The sequence below is a fragment of the Agrobacterium bohemicum genome (assembly GCF_001562555.1).
Taxonomy (GTDB): domain Bacteria; phylum Pseudomonadota; class Alphaproteobacteria; order Rhizobiales; family Rhizobiaceae; genus Agrobacterium; species Agrobacterium bohemicum.
Genome location: NZ_KQ961026.1, coordinates 368,940 through 385,650 on the forward strand (window position 1 = coordinate 368,940; position 16,711 = coordinate 385,650).

Consider the following 16,711-nt stretch of genomic DNA (forward strand, 5'->3'; position numbering starts at 1 on the left):
CAGCAATGCATTATTGCATGGCTCAATAATGTCTGCCTCGTTTTTCATCACATCCTCATGTAGCGGTCACTGTATCGCGATGCACCTGAAAACCGGCGAAGGATTGGTTGACCGGCATCATTTCGATGCTGTTGATGTTGATGTGTTTCGGCTGCGACGCGACCCAGTGGATCGTATTGGCGATATCCTCCGAAACGATTGGGTTTACGCCCTTGTAGAGGTTATCGGATGCCTCCTGATTGCCGCCGGTACGCACGACGGTGAATTCCGTTTCGCACATGCCTGGCTCTATCGAGGTCACGCGGACGCCCTTGCCATGCAAATCCGAACGCAGTCCCAGTGAAAACTGGCGCAGAAACGCTTTGGTCGCCGCGTAGACGTTGCCGCCAGCATAAGGCCAGTGGGCTGCGACCGACGACATGTTGATGACCATGCCGTGACGCTCGATCAGCCCCGGCAACAGGTGATGCGTGATGTTAAGCAGGCCGGTGATGTTGGTGTTGACCATGGTTTGCCAATCCTTGAGCGGCACCTGCGGTGCGGGGCCGGTGCCGAGCGCCAAGCCAGCATTGTTGACGAGAACGTCGATATCCCTGAATTCGGCGGGAAGCACTTCGAATTGCGAGCGCATAGCCGCTTCATCGGTAATGTCGAACACCATACCGTGAAAGGCAGTCCCGAGCTCCGCTCCCAACTCCGCCAAGCGATCCGCACGGCGCCCCGTGCCGATGACCTTCCAGCCATCCTTTGCAAAAAGTCTGGCTGTCGCTTTTCCGAAGCCTGATGTTGCGCCGGTGATAAGAATTGTTCCGCTCATAATAGCTGTCTCCGCTTTGTCTATCTTGTCTTTTAAAGAAGTGCTTTCGCCGCCTGCGCCAGACACTCTTTGAAAGCCGCAAGGTCGGTATAGACTGTTTCAGCAGACGCATTACCGACCACGACGATCCCACCGCGTCTGATGATACCGCCGTGCAGCATGAGATTATCGACCATGTCGAAGTTTTCGATAGAGAGGCCGTCGGGCCCTCTGTATCGGCCGGTTTCGTCCTGGTTGGCGATGCCGCCATTATAACCCAATATGCGGTCAAAATGGTTGGTCGCGACATTGGTATAGGCGAAGACTGGTTTGCCCAGCGCGCACATGAAACCAAGCTCAAAACTCGTCCCTGTATCGGCAGCGATGCCTCTGAACGGCGTGAGGTTGGCAATGACGGCGTCCGCCTCGATCATCATCTGCTCATCAACCGCATTGATATTGCAGCCGTGACCGATTTTCGTGTCGGCAGGCGGAATTTCAAGGTCACCGGGGGAAAGTGGAATAAACCCGGCTTCTCGGGCAAGAGCCGCCTTGGCGTCGAGCATTGCACGGGCATTCGACAAAAACACTTCCGGCCCGGCGAGATAAATTTTGACTGGCATGACTATGCGGCACTTTTCAAAAGAGAAACATTCTGGCCAACTTAACCTTTCGGTTCGTGGCGATGCAAGGCCACGAAGAGGACAGAAAAGCAGCCTCAGCCGTATCGCTGATACGCATGATCAGCTATAGCCCCCGCAACAGTTTACCGGTGGAGACAAGAATGGCCGCAACGATCCGTTACCATGAAGGCGATATTTCGCTGAGTGATGCAGCGCGTTACACCGGCGCTATCGCCATCGATACGGAGACGCTGGGCCTAGTTCCGCGCCGCGACCGGCTTTGCGTGGTTCAGCTTTCTCCAGGTGACGGAAGTGCAGATGTCATTCGCATCGCGTCTGGACAAAAAGAGGCCCCGAACCTCGTTGCCATGCTGGAAGATCCCTCGCGTCAAAAGATTTTCCACTATGGCAGGTTCGACATCGCCGTTCTTTTCCACACATTCGGCGTGACCTCGAACCCGGTCTTCTGCACCAAGATCGCCTCTCGCTTGTGCCGCACCTATACGGACCGACACGGGTTGAAGGACAATCTGAAAGAAATGCTGGAGGTGGATATCTCCAAGGCGCAACAGTCTTCCGACTGGGCGGCTGAAAAGCTGTCGCCCGCGCAACTGGAATATGCGGCTTCCGACGTGCTTTACCTGCACGCGCTACGTGACAAGCTGACCGCACGCCTCATTCGCGACGGGCGCTACGAGCATGCTGAAGCCTGCTTCGCGTTCCTGCCGACCCGATCCAAGCTGGACCTGCTCGGTTGGGACGATACGGATATCTTCGCGCACAGCTGACGCCGGGTGGCGCGTACCAGAGCTATGGTTAGCGGATCATTAATCTTTGAAGACCATTCTTCACTGAGATGATTCGGTGCATTTCCATGCAACTGGACGTCCGTATTGGCGTTAGAGCCGAATACCGCGCCGCATGAGTGGTCGGGAATAACATCTGCGTCGTAACCATCGCCCACTCGACATCCGGGTCGATCCAACGGCACATGTGCTGGCACCCACCGCCGACACCTGTCGCCAAAAAGGGAGCGCACCATGCTGCCACCTGTCAGCGCCGTCAGCGCGGTCGATATGCCCCTTTCCACGTCTACACCGCGTCAGGATGCAGTTGTGGCCCCCGGCACGCCGGCAGCAGCACCGCAGACAGAACCGGCGGGTGTCGTCAATCTGGCGTCAGGCACCGGCATTCGCGCTGTTTCCGGCGAGCTTCAGCTGTCCGATAACGTCAATGTTCTCGCAGAAACGCTTGGAAAGCTGTTGAACATCGCACGCATGGATGGGGAGGCCGCAGACGCCTATGTAAACCGCCTCGTGGCAAACATTCAAACGCTACCGGCAGACCAGAAGGCTACGTTAGAAAAAGCGCTGGGCAGCATCCTGCGCGGCATCAGTCTCGATGCGCTGGCCAATATCTTGAAAACCTCCGCAGGGCCTGAAGCCGCGCGACTGGCGATCATGTTCGAGCTGTCGCGCTCCAGCGTTTCCGCGCGTGCGCCGAAGCCATCGATTACGCCTTATTTGCAGGACATCCTGCCGGACAGCCCGGTTATCAGCCAGATCAGAGCCACCAATCCACCTTCCCCAGCGACTGCCGCTGCAACCACAAACAAAGCGATGCCGGTGATCGGAGCTGAAAACCCTGTCACGGCTCAACCAAAGTTAAGTCTGGCTGTCGACAGGCAACCACCGGCCGTAGCTGCGGTCAGCGCGTCCTTGCCTCAGGCACATGACATAACAACGCTTTCCAATGCCATAATAACGGCGAAAACTGCATTAGCTTCGGTTGGTCAAAACGTTGCGCAGCCAACGTCTTCTGTCCCCGCGGAAGCGCAGACAGCGAACGCCAACCCGGTGGTCGGCATTGGCAGGGTTCCACTCGATATGATCAAGACCGCACTGATGGAGGTCTTAAAGAGGTCGAATGCGGCACAGCCGCCACAAGCGGAGTTTGAGCAATCGCCGGAACCATTCCCGGTAAAGCCAATCGACCGCCAGTCCATGTCAGCCATCACGGCAGCGTTTTCCGGGGCAACACCCAAAGAGATGGAAAATCTTCTTCTCGCAGTCGTTCTTTCAAAGCTGCCGTCCCGTGGCGAGGGGTCGATACCAGAGGCAATGCTGCTGCCTGGCGCACATGTGGAAAGCGAGCGCGCTGTGAAATCGCAGCCTCTGAATCCATCCGTTATCCAGCCCAGCGTCGAGACGGAGACGCAAGACGCGGCTCTTGCCAATGGGCGTCCAGACATTGCGGCTATCCAAAGAGCTGCACTCGCCGAGGATATCAAGGCAGCGATACTGGATCAGCCAGCCTTGCAGGCAGCCGTTGCAGCGATCATTTCCAAAGAAGGAACAGGGCTGCCTTTTGTTACCTACCCATTTGCCAAGGACGAGGACGAATCGGACACCCCTCACCGCGGACGCTGGCCCTCTTCCGAGGGGGAGGCTGAAAATGGTGAAGATGGCGAGCAGGCAGACCAAGGGTCCGCTCAGGAAGAGCGCACCGCCGCCAATGATGAAGTGATCGATCACTCCCTGTCGGAAGGTGCCAATGATGATGGCGCGGCTGGCAATGCGGAATCCTATTATCTCAGGATGAGCGGTTTTTCCTGATATTTTTTGGTTTTGAACCCAAAGAAAAACCCGCCGGATCGCTCCGGCGGGTTTCTTATTTCAGATGATCTGGACGATTACTCGCCGCGGTTCTTCAGAGCCGCGCCAAGGATGTCGCCGAGCGAAGCGCCGCTGTCGGACGAACCGAACTGAGCAACTGCTTCCTTCTCTTCTGCGATTTCCAGAGCCTTGATCGAAAGCATGACCTTGCGATCCTTCTTGGAGAAGTTGACGACGCGGGCGTCGAGAACCTGGCCAACCGAGAAACGCTCTGGGCGCTGATCGTCACGATCGCGGGCCAGGTCGTTGCGGCGGATGAAGGATGTGAGGTCTTCGTGGGCCACGAGCTTCACTTCGATGCCGCCTTCGTTCACGCCGATGACTTCAGCGGAAACAACAGCGTTCTTGCGCAGTTCGCCAATCGTTGCGGCGTCGCCAACAGCGTCCTTGCCGAGCTGCTTGATGCCGAGCGAGATGCGTTCCTTCTCGACGTCAACGTCAAGAACAACAGCCTTTACGGTATCGCCCTTGTTGTATTCTTCGATGACCTGTTCGCCTGGACGGTTCCAGTCGAGATCAGACAGGTGAACCATGCCGTCAACGTCGCCTTCGAGACCAATGAACAGGCCGAATTCGGTCTTGTTCTTGACTTCGCCTTCGACTTCAGTGCCGGCTGGATGGCTGAATGCAAATGCCTGCCATGGGTTTTCGAGGGTCTGCTTGAGGCCCAGCGAAATACGACGCTTGGAAGGATCGACTTCGAGAACCACAACGTCGACGTCCTGTGTTGTGGACAGGATCTTGCCGGGATGTACGTTCTTCTTGGTCCAGGACATTTCGGAGATGTGGATCAGGCCTTCGATGCCTGGCTCCAGCTCAACGAATGCACCGTAGTCGGTGATGTTCGTAACGGTACCGGAAATCTTCTTGCCAACTGGATACTTGGCAGAGATGCCATCCCAAGGATCAGACTCGAGCTGCTTCATGCCGAGCGAGATACGGTGGGTTTCCTGGTTGATGCGGATGATCTGAACCTTGACCGACTGGCCAATGTTGAGGATTTCCGAAGGGTGGTTGACACGACGCCAAGCCATATCCGTGACGTGCAGCAGGCCATCGATGCCACCGAGGTCAACGAACGCACCGTAATCGGTGATGTTCTTGACGACGCCGTCAACAACCTGGCCTTCTTCGAGGTTCTGAACGATTTCAGAACGCTGCTCGGCGCGGGACTCTTCTAGAACCGTACGACGCGAAACAACGATGTTGCCGCGACGCTTGTCCATCTTGAGGATTTCGAACGGCTGTGGGTTGTGCATCAGCGGTGTAACGTCGCGGATCGGACGAATGTCGACCTGCGAACGTGGAAGGAACGCAACAGCGCCATCCAGATCGACGGTGAAACCACCCTTGACCTGGTTGAAAATAACGCCTTCGACGCGTTCGCCAGCTTCGAACTTGGCTTCGAGCTTGACCCAGCTCTCTTCGCGGCGAGCCTTTTCGCGCGACAGAACGGCTTCGCCCAGAGCATTTTCAATGCGCTCAACGTAAACTTCAACTTCGTCGCCGACCTTCAGGCCGCCGTCTTTCGAACGTGCACCGAATTCCTTGAGCGCGATGCGGCCTTCAACCTTGAGGCCAACGTCGACGATCGCTACGTCCTTTTCGATCGCCGTGACGATACCTTTGGCTACATAGCCTTCAGCAAGGTCGTTGGACGAAAAGGACTCTTCCAGCAGGGCTGCGAAATCGTCGCGCGTGGGGGTAGCTACTGACATTCAATCTCCTGAGAGTGTCCACGAATGAACACAAAGCGCCGGGGGTTCGCGTTGATGATTCCCAAAATCCATGCCCGCCTCTTACATTTTGAGGCTTTCCGGCGCAGGACATGCTTTCGGGATATTCCAGTATAAACAGGGACCGGACGTGCCGGTTCCCCGCAAATGTCATTTATTCAAGGCGGCATCGACAATCGACTTCGCTGCTTGAAACGCCGCCTCTATACCCATTTCCGACGTATCTAGCAAGTGCGCGTCTTCAGCTGGTTTCAAAGGACTATCACGACGTCCCATATCGCGCTCGTCACGCTTTTTCACATCCGCAAAAACGGCGTCGTAATCCGCAGCGCCACCCGTCGCGACAATCTCTTCATAGCGGCGCCGCGCACGGACCTGCGCCGATGCCGTCACATAGAGCTTCACCGGCGCTAGTGGGCAGACCACGGTGCCGATATCACGACCATCGAGCACCGTTCCCGGCTCCCTGACCGCAAAGGCGCGCTGCGCCTCCACAAGCGCACGGCGAACAGCGGGCATGACGGCAACCCTGGACGCGGCCTCGCCGATCTCGTGTTTCGCCAGCACCTCACGGTTCAGCCCGGACAAATCGAGCCCGAGCGCGATCTCTGCGGCTATCGCCTCGTCATCCAGCGGCAAGCCTGCATCCAGCAAAGCCTTCGCCGTGGCGCGGTAGGTCAGCCCGGTATCGAGATGATGAAACCCGTAGACCTCGGCAATCTGCCGTGAAAGCGTTCCCTTGCCGGCAGCGGCTGGTCCATCGATAGCGATCGTGAATGTCATTATAGCTATATTCCGCTTTGGATTTGGCCAGATTGCCCAATAGAGGGTTATTATAAGTCGCGAGATGGATCATCAAGAGACGTTGGACCAATGCCTGTCTGCGCGGCTTATAAAGTTTATCTTTGACAGGAAAGACATCAGCGATTAATGGGACCGGCTAGAATTTTACCGTCTACTGCCGGAAATACGGCGTAAACACCGAACTCATCTCACAATTCGAGGCTTAGACAGTGGCAAAAGTGGACCTTGGAACCAAGCGTACAGATCCCGATACCGGCAAGAAATTTTACGACCTGAACCGCGACCCAATCGTTTCTCCCTATTCGGGCAAATCCTGGCCGCTTTCCTTCTTCGAGGAAACGACTGCTGCCAAGAAGATGGAAGAACAGGCTGAAGAGGAAGAAGTGGCCGAAGTCGATACCGAAAATACGGAAGTCGAACTGGTACCTCTTGAAGATGCCGACGCCGACGCCAGCGGTGACGACATTCCTGACATCGAAGGCGACGACGATGTCGAGCTTGACGATGACGACGACACGTTCCTGGAAGCGGACGAAGACGAAGACGACGATGACGTTTCCGGCATCATCGGCGTAAGCGACGACGACGAAACCTGATTTCCACAGAATTCATCGCCCGGCGTCAAAAAAATGTCGTCGGGCGAACTTTTCGGCTTGCCATCTTCCATAAGCAGAAGTATCAAGCCGCCACCGAACGCAATCAACCGCTTCGGTTCCCGGAACCGGATTAAGAATACCGGAACCCTTATGGGGCTATAGCTCAGCTGGGAGAGCGCTTGCATGGCATGCAAGAGGTCAGCGGTTCGATCCCGCTTAGCTCCACCAAACTTCCCAGACTAAATATTGATAGATACCATTATTTTTGGCAGATAATGACGTCACGCTGAACACGTCTGTCGTCAATACGAATGCGTGAGCCGGGCTGGGCCGAATTTTAGGCGGACAGAACGCCGCGCTGTTGGATCAGGCCACTTTCGGAGCGTGTTTTTTCAACGCCACATATTCCCATACCGCGACCAGCAACAGAACACTCACTGCAGAAATCTGCATCGCATACAGGGGTAACCCCTGTAAGAAGAGCAGCACGACGAGGATACCAATTCCGGCGAAATGCGATATGGGCCGGATGTAGGATGCGGCGATCTTGACGCCGATGTTTCCGGCGAGGAACAGGATGGGGCCACCGATGATCGCCAATGCTTCGCGCAGGGTGGAAGGGTCGTGGCTGTGCGACAGGCTGAAGTCTTCCCCGACTGCGGTTAATATGATGCCGGCGACAATTGGCAAGTGGCCGTAATTGAAGAGTGCATGGCCAATCTTTTCAGGCTCGGCGGTTTCTTCCGCCTTTTCAGACACTTTTTCCTGGCCGTGATGGAAATAAATCCACCACATCAAGACCGTGCTGGCGAAGGCCGAGCAGAACACGACAAAGCTGAGACTGGAGCTCATGTGGTCGGTCGCGGTGCGTCCGGTCGTCAGAACCGTCTCGCCAAGGCAGATGATGACGAAGAGAGCGCATCGTTCTGCGAGATGTTCTCCCGAGAGATGCAGCTTTTCTTCCTTCCCGGTTTCGAGGCCGGGAAAGTAATATTTCAGAGCCGGACCGAGATATTCGATACCGATTGCGATGGCCCAGAAGACGATCTGCCATTCCAACTGCCCGGAAAACCCGCCTATGATCCAGAAGACGCTGGAAACGGCCAGCCACAGGGCCATGCGGCCGAAGGTCAGCGAATTTTCATGATCGACGCCTTTGAAAACATACAGCGCGAAGGCCGATCGCATCAATTGCATGCCACTATAGATAAGGGCGAAAGTGAAGCTCTGATCATGAAAGGCTTTGGGCAGTGAAATTGCCAGCAGGACGCCTGCAAACATCATGGCAAAGAGGAAAAGCCGTACAAGCCCTGCTTCGGTGTTGAGGAGGTTTGTCAGCCACGTGATTTGCACCCACAACCACCAAAGCGCCAAGATGATGATGGCGGCTTCCAGCAACGCCGTAGAGCCAAAGTCTTTGGCAAGCGTATGCGAGAGTTGGATGAGCGCGAAGACGAAAACGAGATCAAAGAACAATTCGGGAAATGTCGGCTTACCCGCTTCGGCATCTTTCTGCCGTATCAGGTACCACTTCGGGTCCGTCTTGACGTCCGAAGGCTCGGCCGATTTCCCCATATTCACATTTTCCCCTGCACGTCAGTTTATCTAGTCGGTTATTTCGCGGCGATCTGCGACCGTGCCTCTTCCCGCGCCAGCGCTCGATTGCGACCGAAAAGCGCGACACCCTTCGAATTATCGGGGAAAAAACGTGGACCTACCAGCCGGACCTGCTTGCCGCTAACGTCAACGATATAGCCATGCTTTGCTACATTCGAACCGGTGGTTTCGCGGATGTTCTGCGTATGCTTGATATCAAGGCTACTGACTTCGATATCCTGCGCCATTGCGGCCGTCACGAAACAAACAACAGCGCCCACGGCGGCGCCAACGGCAACCCGGTTCATCAACAATCTCCTGAATGTATTGAGCTTTTCTGGCTCAACAACACAACAGACGGCGATTTGGTTCCATATGTTCGATCAAGTCGATAATCGAAGAAGACATCTCGTGAAAAGCTGGCTTGCGAATCGACTACACGGGATTTGCGTCCCCTGATTTTACGCCATTCCTCAAACTTCTGCCGCGGCGCATGCGGCAGGCATCGCATCCAAACTTGCTAAACTTCAGAAACATGATAATTAGCGTCATAATATGACGCATGTCTGGCCATTGCCTGAGCGCGGGTCGCGCGCTGGGGGTTTGCCACTCTTCAGACCAAACAAGACGAGTTCAGGATTGTGACGTATCTTCACTCGATGACCTCCTTCACGGACGGTATTCGCGCAATCGCGCCCGCCAAATGGCGCGGCCTCGACGGTTTGGTCAGTGTGTTCTGGGACGCGGAAGGGCATGCGGGAGCAACGGGTTACTATCTTTCGCCTGACCCACGTATCGTCATATTCTTTAATGACGTGTCGCCACACATTGTTATGGCAAACCGCGAAAGCAGCGGCGCGGCGCATTATAGACCGATGAAACGCGCCATTTATGTTCCTGCGGGTGTGCCACTGTGGACAAGTTTCACCTCGTTTCATCGTTTCTCCCACCTGGATATTCACCTGCACAGGGACAAGGTGCTAAAATACCTGTCTCCATCTGTCGGCACATCCCTTGCGCTTTGTGCCTTGCGAAGGCCGGTCGAAATTCAGGATACGAGGGCGATTGAGACGCTGGCCAGCCTGTTGGTGGATGAACTTTCCAACCCGTCCAAACATGCCGTCTATGCCGAAAACCTCGTTGGCAGCATCGTTGCCGGTCTGCTTGATATCAACGGCGAGGCCGACGACCGGACGAATGCCCGGCTGACACAGGCACAGATGAACAAGCTGATATCGGTGGTGAATGCACGGGCCGACTACCGCATGACTGTTGCCGAAATGGCCGAAACGGTTGGTCTTTCGGAAAGCTGGTTTGCCAACGTCTTCAAGCAGACGACTGGCACGACACCGCTGCAGTGGCAACTCGGCAAACGCGTTCGTCTTGCCCAGAACATGCTGGCAGAAAGCGATCTCACCGTCGCCGCGATTGCAGCGCAACTCGGATTTTCCGACCAAGCGCACCTGACGAAGACCTTCAGACAGGTAGCGGGCGAAACACCCGCCGCATGGCGTCGTATGCGGCGGGTCGATTGATAAGTAAGTCCATCCGCATGAATACGGATGGACCATTTACGTCACCAGGTCTGGCGCAGTGTGGCGTAAATCGCACGGCCCGGGTTGTAATATTGTCCACCAGAATCTTTGCTCGCGATATGTTTTTCGTCGAACAGATTGCTCGCGTTGAGCTGCAGCGTCGTGTTTTCCTTGATTTTGTATGTGAATGCTGCGTCGAATAGCACTGCGCTTTCTGAAGCGATTGTATTCTCAATGTTCGTAAAGTAACTGTCCATGTAACGCGCACCGAGACCGAACGTCATGTCGCCGCGAACACCCTGACCTTCCAGCGTATAGGTTGCCCAAATCGAAGCGACATGTTTGGGGACGCGCATGAGGCGATGTCCATCATTTGCACCGCCGGGCTCCTCAATGTTGGAATCGATGTAGCTATAGGCCGCGACCAGCTCAATATTGTCCGTTACCTCTGCCTTGGCCTCGAGTTCCAGACCTCGGTGGCGGATTTTATCAACCGTTGCAGGTACATAGCTAACACTGTCATAAACGGTGAAGTTTTCCTTGGTCAGGTCATATAGCGACGCGGTAAACATCGCAGGGAAAGCGTCCGGCTGATATTTTACACCCACTTCGTATTGTTTACCGGTTGTAGGCTCCGTGCCAATGCCGGGTGGCGCTGCTGACTCAGCGTAGCTTGCAAAGGCTGCGAATTCCTCAGTAATTTTGTAGCTAAGGCCAATCTTTTTGCTGAGTTCGCTGTGATCATCGGACGTCGTGGCGCCAGACGACAATTGTGTTTGGCTAAGATCAAGCCAGTCGTTACGCAGCCCAAAGCTCACGGTGAGCCTGTCTTGGTAAGTGATATCTTGCTGGAGATAAATTGCCTTCGTTGTCTGATCGTTCCCATTTCCGGGCGTAAGCCCAATACTGGGACCACCAGCATAAATGGGATTTGTGGGGTCAATCGTCGGCGCAGCACCATACAGGCTGGCTTCCTCCGATTTGAAGTTATTGTATTCGACGCCAATGAGCGTGCGGGTCTCGAAATTGTCGAAGTCCCTCTCATATTTAAGGTTTGCATCAATAACAAATTGCTCGGAGGATTTGTCGCTGCCGAAGAAATAACGGTTCAGAGGATTTGCTCCTGGCGTATTTGCAAGACCCAGATAGGCACTCCCAAATCCAGTGTTCGTATCGCTATACCGCGCTTTAGAACCGAAGCTAAATCCATCACCAAGGTCGTGATCGAACATCAAGCTATAGGTATTGCGGTTGGTGTTATTGAAGTAGTAATCTGGTTCGCCGAAAAATTTGCTCCTGTCGAAGTCTGAACCGAGAGGATGCCCGCCACTACCAGGTACACCATCCTTGTTAAGATGATCGAAGACAAACGATAGGCTCGTGACGTCCGTAGGCCGCCATGTCAGGCCGCCCATGATGAACTTCTCGTTATCCTTCGAGTGGTCGTATTCCGCGTCTGCGTCCTGAAACTTACCGGTCAGGCGATAGGAAAGCGTATCGTCTTCGGTGATGTTGTCACCAAAATCCAATCCTACTTCTTTATGATTGAACGAGCCACCGGTTACGTAAGCTTCCCCGAAGCGCTCACTCTTTGGCAATTTGGTGACATAATTCACCGCCCCACCGGGTTCGGCTGATCCGAAACTGGTAGAACTTGTCCCTTTGAGAACCTCGATACGCTCGAATGCAAAAGGTTCTTCCCGAACTCCGCCGAACGTCCTGCCAATGGCCAGTCCGTCCCGATAGGTATAAGGCGTGAAGCCTCGGATATCGAAGAAATCCCAACGATCATCCGAACCGTAAAAATCCGTAACAACACCGGCTGTGTATTGCACAACCTGTTCGACACTGGTGGCGGCGCGCTCCTTGATTTCCTTGGCGGTGATGACGGAAACGGAGGCCGGTGTCGTCAGGACATCGCTCGGCATCTTTCCGGCACCCGTCGTCTGCCTTGCCACAATCGACTTCTCATTATCATCGCCACCGGCGCCTTGAACGACAATCGTTTCTAGAACCGTACTGCTGCTTTGGCTTGTCGCATCTTGAGCCAGCAGCCGTACCGGCGCCAACGCGACGAGGGCCGTACAGCCCAGCAATACAGCTTTGCGATAGCCGCGTTGCGAGGTTGCCCGGCCTGCGCTTGTCGTGTCATTCATCATGATCAAATTCCAGAAGTCGTGTTGCAATGTCTGGCAGCTCGGCGAAACTCCGGCGCCCCCTGTCGTGCAGATAACTTGAGGATGTTTGTCTGGTATTGTACAATTCCACGGTTTTGTAGAAAACCACGGAAACTTCGTCGCTCTTGGCGGCGGGTTCTCACATCGGTCTTGACGTTCAGCGGTGAAGCTGAGACGGGAAGTCAACTTTTAATATCCAGAGGTTTCGCCGATGCTGCGCTTCGTCCGCGCTTTTGCGCCAATTGTAACATTTCTGTCCCTGATCGCTTTCAGCAGTGCCTCTGCACAGGACGAAACCTCATATCCAATCGTCATCAAACACGCTTTGGGCACCACGACGATTGAAAAAAAGCCACAGCGGGTCGCGACCGTTGCATGGGCCAACCATGAAGTCCCGTTGGCGCTCGGTATCGTGCCTGTCGGTTTTGCCGCCGCTAATTTCGGTGATGATGACGGCGATGGCGTGCTTCCCTGGGTAGCGCAAAAGCTGAAAACGCTTGGCGCTGAGAAGCCGGTGCTTTTCGATGAGGGAGACGGCATTGATTTCGAAGCGGTGGCCGCGACCAAGCCGGATGTCATCCTTGCGGCCTATTCAGGGCTCAGCCAATCCGATTACGACACGTTGAGCCAGATCGCTCCTGTTGTCGCCTATCCGCAGTCGGCATGGGCAACGGATTGGCGCGATATGATCCGCTTCAACAGCACGGGCATGGGAATGGCCAAGGAAGGCGAAGCCCTGATCAAGCGGATTGAAGGAGAAATTACCGATGTCGTTGCTGGTTTTCCTCAGCTCAAAGGCAAGTCGGCAATGTTCGTGACGCATCTGGACGCCAGCAATCTCAGCACCGTCAACTTCTATACCGCCAATGATTCCCGCGTGAAGTTCTTTGGCGATCTGGGTTTGACGTCGCCCAAAAGCGTGAGAGAGGCGACCAAACCCGGCCAGTTCGCGGCAGCAGTTAGCGCAGAACGCGTGGATGCGTTCGATGATGTGGATATTGTCGTCACCTATGGCGGCCAGCCCCTGCTTGATGCGGTACAGGCCGATCCGCTTTTGTCCCGAATGCCAGCCGTCGAGCATAAGTCGATTGTCATGCTTGGCCGAAATCCTTTGGGAACTGCCGCCAATCCCACCCCTCTTTCGATTTCCTGGGTCCTGAAAGACTATGTCGCGCTGCTTTCCCAAGCGGTTGAAAAGTCGGCTGGAAAATAATGGCGTTCAGATACGTCAGGCAAAAATCGGCTCGTGATCTCATAAAGCGGTCAAATGGCGTCCTGTCACTCTGGCTCATGGGTCTGCTTGCTACGCTTTGCCTGCTTTGCACCTTGTCCGTGGCAATAGGCACCCGCGATGTGGCCTGGGGCGATGTATTTGCGGCGCTGAGTGGTCAGGTGGACAATATCGGTCAGGCAGCGGTTGCGGTTCGCATCCCGCGAACCGTGCTGGCGCTGGTTGCAGGCGCTGCCCTGGGGCTTTCCGGCGCCATCATGCAGGGGGTCACGCGCAATCCGTTGGCTGATCCCGGCATTCTGGGTGTGAACATGGGTGCGTCGCTTGCTGTCGTTATCGGCGTTGCATGGTTCAACATAGATTCGGCCAATGCCTTCATCTGGACCGCCATCCTCGGCGCAGGCTCTGCAGCTGTTTTCGTTTACACCATAGGCTCGCTTGGTCGGGGCGGCGCAACACCGCTCAAACTGGCGCTCGCCGGGGCGGCAACATCCGTCGCTTTCTCCTCGCTGGTCATCGCAGTCGTGCTGCCGCGAAACGATATCGCGGGCGGTATTCGCTCCTGGCAGATCGGCGGCGTTGGCGGCGCGACGTTCGAGCGCATCTGGCACGTTCTGCCGTTTCTCGCCGTCGGTTTTCTTATCAGCATGTTGTCGGCACGAAAGCTCAACTCACTGGCTCTGGGGGATGAACTGGCCGCGGGCCTTGGGGAGCGTGTGGCCACGGCCCGCGCATTTTCAGCCCTCGGCGCCATTCTTCTGTGCGGCGCAACGACGGCGGTCTGCGGACCAATCGGCTTTCTGGGTCTGGTCGTGCCGCATCTGTGTCGTCTTCTGGTGGGGGTCGATCATCGCTGGCTGTTGCCGTTCTCGGCACTCGGTGGCGCTGGCCTTCTGCTTGCCGCTGATATTGTCGGGCGCATCATCTCGCGCCCTGCCGAGCTCGATGTCGGCATCGTCACCGCGCTCATCGGGGCTCCGTTCTTCATCTGGGTCGTCAGACGCCAAAGGGTGCGAGAGCTATGACGATGCTGTCTCCCATCATCACGTCCCTCGTTGAAAATCGCAACAGACATGCACGCAAACGCGTGACCGTTATATCCATTCTCACGGTCCTGTTGATTGCGATCTTTTGTCTGGCCCTCGTTCTCGGCCAGTCCTTTACGCCGCCTGTGGATGTAGCGCGGGTTCTGATGGGCAAAGATGTCGCTGGCGCCAGTTTTACGGTGGGCCAGTTGCGGCTGCCGCGCGCCCTTCTTTCCGTGCTGGCAGGGCTGAGCTTCGGGCTTGGCGGCGTGGCGTTTCAGATCATGCTGCGCAACCCGCTGGCCAGCCCTGATATTATCGGCATCAGTTCCGGTGCCAGCGCCGCAGCCGTTTTCGCTATCGTCGTTCTGTCACTGAAGGGGCCGATCGTCTCAGTCTTTGCCGTGGTCGCCGGGTTGGGTGTCGCGCTGTCGGTCTACGCGCTGTCTTCGCGCAACGGCGTTGCCGGAACACGGCTCATCCTTGTCGGCATCGGCGTTTCCGCAATGCTGGAAAGCATCATCGCCTACATCCTCTCAACTGCACCCGCATGGAACCTGCAAGAGGCAATGCGGTGGCTGACGGGAAGCGTCAACGGCGCACAGCTTTCTCAAGCGCTTCCGCTTTTACTGGGATTGATCGTTTTCGGCGGGTTGCTGCTCAGCCGCCAGCGGGATCTGGAAGCATTACGGCTGGGCGATGATACGGCAGCGGCGCTTGGCGTACGCCTCGGCGTCACGCGCATCGTCGTGATCGTCGCAGCCGTCGGGATGATCGCCTTTGCAACGGCGGTGACCGGGCCTATCGCCTTTGTGGCGTTTCTTGCGGGGCCGATTGCAGCCCGCATTGTCGGCAATAGCGGCTCGCTGCTCATTCCGTCCGCTTTGATCGGCGCTCTGCTGGTGCTGGCGGGGGACTATGTCGGCCAATTCTTGCTGCCAAGCCGTTATCCGGTCGGTGTGGTAACAGGCGCGCTGGGCGCGCCCTATCTGATTTTTCTCATCATACGCGTCAACCGGACCGGAGGCTCGCTTTGACCGCTCATTCCCTGACTGCCAGCAAGCTTTCCGCCGGTTACGGCGATAATGTGATTCTGGAAGATTTGAACCTCGCCATTCCCAAAGGCAAGATCACCGTCATCGTCGGAGCCAATGCTTGCGGCAAATCCACATTGCTGCGCACCATGTCGCGGCTGATTACCCCACGCCACGGCCATGTTTTTCTGGACGGCAAATCCATTCACTCCACGCCACCGAAAAAACTGGCCCAGACATTGGGGCTGCTTCCGCAATCTCCCATCGCGCCGGAAGGCATAACCGTCGCCGATCTCGTCAGCCGCGGTCGACATCCACATCAGGGATTGCTGTCACGCTGGACGAGTAAGGATGATGAGGCGGTAGCGGCAGCCCTTGAAGCGACGAAAACTTTTGAATTGGCAGAGCGCGCCGTCGATGAACTCTCGGGTGGCCAGAGGCAGCGAGTCTGGATTGCGATGGCGCTGGCGCAACAAACGGAAATTCTGCTGCTGGACGAGCCGACGACTTTTCTGGATATCAGCCATCAGGTGGAGGTTCTCGATCTCCTCACGGACCTCAACCATATCAGGGGCACGACCATCGTCATGGTGCTGCACGACCTCAATCTCGCCGCCCGCTATGCCGACCATCTGGTGGCGATGGCTGCAGGGCGTCTGCATGTTATCGGCACACCTGAACAGGTTTTGACCGAAGAGAACGTCCGCGATGTCTTCGGGCTGGAAAGCCGCATCATCGCAGACCCGACATCGGGCAGGCCCATCATGCTTCCCATCGGGCGTCATCGCATGACGTCCTGAGGGCGGGCAGAGACTTTCGACATCTGCACCAAATAAATTGTTCGAATCCGCGCGCCTTTCAGCAGTTTCCATCAAAGCGAAGA

Annotated in this window: 15 protein-coding genes and 1 tRNA gene; 9 read left to right on the forward strand and 7 right to left on the reverse strand. The window is 56.0% G+C overall.

All coding sequences use genetic code 11. The annotated features are described in order from the left end of the window. Window positions 1–55 precede the first annotated feature (55 nt). Entirely contained in the window at window positions 56–817 is a 762-nt protein-coding gene (locus ATO67_RS09080) for an SDR family oxidoreductase (RefSeq protein WP_067647172.1), read from the reverse strand. A gap of 32 nt (window positions 818–849) precedes the next feature. After that, on the reverse strand, window positions 850–1,419 hold the full coding sequence (locus ATO67_RS09085; protein ID WP_067647176.1) for a nucleoside 2-deoxyribosyltransferase: 570 nt from the start codon (window positions 1,417–1,419) through the stop codon (window positions 850–852). Between the two features lie 161 nt (window positions 1,420–1,580). Here ATO67_RS09085 and ATO67_RS09090 point away from each other — a divergent pair, with 161 nt between their 5' ends. Together ATO67_RS09090 and ATO67_RS09095 are read left to right on the forward strand one after the other, a co-directional pair. After that, the gene (locus ATO67_RS09090) at window positions 1,581–2,207 is read left to right on the forward strand and encodes a ribonuclease D (protein WP_067647180.1); all 627 of its coding nucleotides are present in this window, start codon (window positions 1,581–1,583) and stop codon (window positions 2,205–2,207) included. Window positions 2,208–2,459: 252 nt separating this feature from the next. Further along, a complete protein-coding gene (locus tag ATO67_RS09095) occupies window positions 2,460–4,034 on the forward strand; it encodes a hypothetical protein (protein WP_067647183.1) in 1,575 nt (524 codons plus the stop codon). 77 nt (window positions 4,035–4,111) lie between these two features. Here the strand turns inward: ATO67_RS09095 and rpsA are convergent, their stop codons facing one another. Both rpsA and cmk read right to left on the reverse strand, forming a co-directional pair. Then, entirely contained in the window at window positions 4,112–5,812 is a 1,701-nt protein-coding gene (gene rpsA, locus ATO67_RS09100) for a 30S ribosomal protein S1 (RefSeq protein WP_067647186.1), read from the reverse strand. A gap of 168 nt (window positions 5,813–5,980) precedes the next feature. After that, window positions 5,981–6,613 (reverse strand): (d)CMP kinase, encoded by a 633-nt coding sequence (gene cmk / locus ATO67_RS09105; protein ID WP_067647189.1) that lies wholly within the window; start codon window positions 6,611–6,613, stop codon window positions 5,981–5,983. Between the two features lie 230 nt (window positions 6,614–6,843). Here cmk and ATO67_RS09110 point away from each other — a divergent pair, with 230 nt between their 5' ends. Continuing rightward, complete coding sequence (locus ATO67_RS09110) at window positions 6,844–7,230, forward strand: TIGR02300 family protein (RefSeq protein WP_067647192.1); 387 nt, start codon at window positions 6,844–6,846, stop codon at window positions 7,228–7,230. A 152-nt stretch (window positions 7,231–7,382) separates the two neighbouring features. Then, window positions 7,383–7,458, forward strand: a tRNA-Ala gene (locus ATO67_RS09115). Window positions 7,459–7,596: 138 nt separating this feature from the next. Here the strand turns inward: ATO67_RS09115 and ATO67_RS09120 are convergent. Then, window positions 7,597–8,805: a low temperature requirement protein A gene (locus ATO67_RS09120; protein WP_067647195.1), complete on the reverse strand. Its 1,209-nt coding sequence runs from the start codon at window positions 8,803–8,805 to the stop codon at window positions 7,597–7,599. A gap of 38 nt (window positions 8,806–8,843) precedes the next feature. Further along, on the reverse strand, window positions 8,844–9,134 hold the full coding sequence (locus ATO67_RS09125) for a hypothetical protein (protein ID WP_067647198.1): 291 nt from the start codon (window positions 9,132–9,134) through the stop codon (window positions 8,844–8,846). 333 nt (window positions 9,135–9,467) lie between these two features. Here ATO67_RS09125 and ATO67_RS09130 point away from each other — a divergent pair, with 333 nt between their 5' ends. After that, window positions 9,468–10,361 carry a helix-turn-helix domain-containing protein gene (locus ATO67_RS09130; protein ID WP_103088404.1) on the forward strand — a complete coding sequence of 298 codons (894 nt, stop codon included), beginning with the start codon at window positions 9,468–9,470 and terminating at the stop codon, window positions 10,359–10,361. A 41-nt stretch (window positions 10,362–10,402) separates the two neighbouring features. On the opposite strand, the gene ATO67_RS09135 is transcribed toward ATO67_RS09130, so the two are convergent. Further along, a complete protein-coding gene (locus ATO67_RS09135; protein WP_067647204.1) occupies window positions 10,403–12,520 on the reverse strand; it encodes a TonB-dependent siderophore receptor in 2,118 nt (705 codons plus the stop codon). Window positions 12,521–12,749: 229 nt separating this feature from the next. Between ATO67_RS09135 and ATO67_RS09140 the strand changes: the two genes are divergently transcribed. The 4 genes from ATO67_RS09140 to ATO67_RS09155 are packed head-to-tail and all read left to right on the forward strand — an operon-like array spanning window position 12,750 to window position 16,628. Continuing rightward, window positions 12,750–13,751: an iron-siderophore ABC transporter substrate-binding protein gene (locus ATO67_RS09140; RefSeq protein ID WP_067647208.1), complete on the forward strand. Its 1,002-nt coding sequence runs from the start codon at window positions 12,750–12,752 to the stop codon at window positions 13,749–13,751. Then, window positions 13,751–14,794 carry a FecCD family ABC transporter permease gene (locus ATO67_RS09145; protein WP_067647212.1) on the forward strand — a complete coding sequence of 348 codons (1,044 nt, stop codon included), beginning with the start codon at window positions 13,751–13,753 and terminating at the stop codon, window positions 14,792–14,794. Before ATO67_RS09140 ends, ATO67_RS09145 begins: the two co-directional genes overlap by 1 nt. Window positions 14,795–14,796: 2 nt before the next feature. Continuing rightward, window positions 14,797–15,831, forward strand: a complete 1,035-nt coding sequence (locus ATO67_RS09150) for a FecCD family ABC transporter permease (RefSeq protein WP_425352195.1) — start codon at window positions 14,797–14,799, stop codon at window positions 15,829–15,831. Continuing rightward, window positions 15,828–16,628 carry an ABC transporter ATP-binding protein gene (locus ATO67_RS09155; protein ID WP_067647219.1) on the forward strand — a complete coding sequence of 267 codons (801 nt, stop codon included), beginning with the start codon at window positions 15,828–15,830 and terminating at the stop codon, window positions 16,626–16,628. Before ATO67_RS09150 ends, ATO67_RS09155 begins: the two co-directional genes overlap by 4 nt. Window positions 16,629–16,711 lie beyond the last annotated feature (83 nt).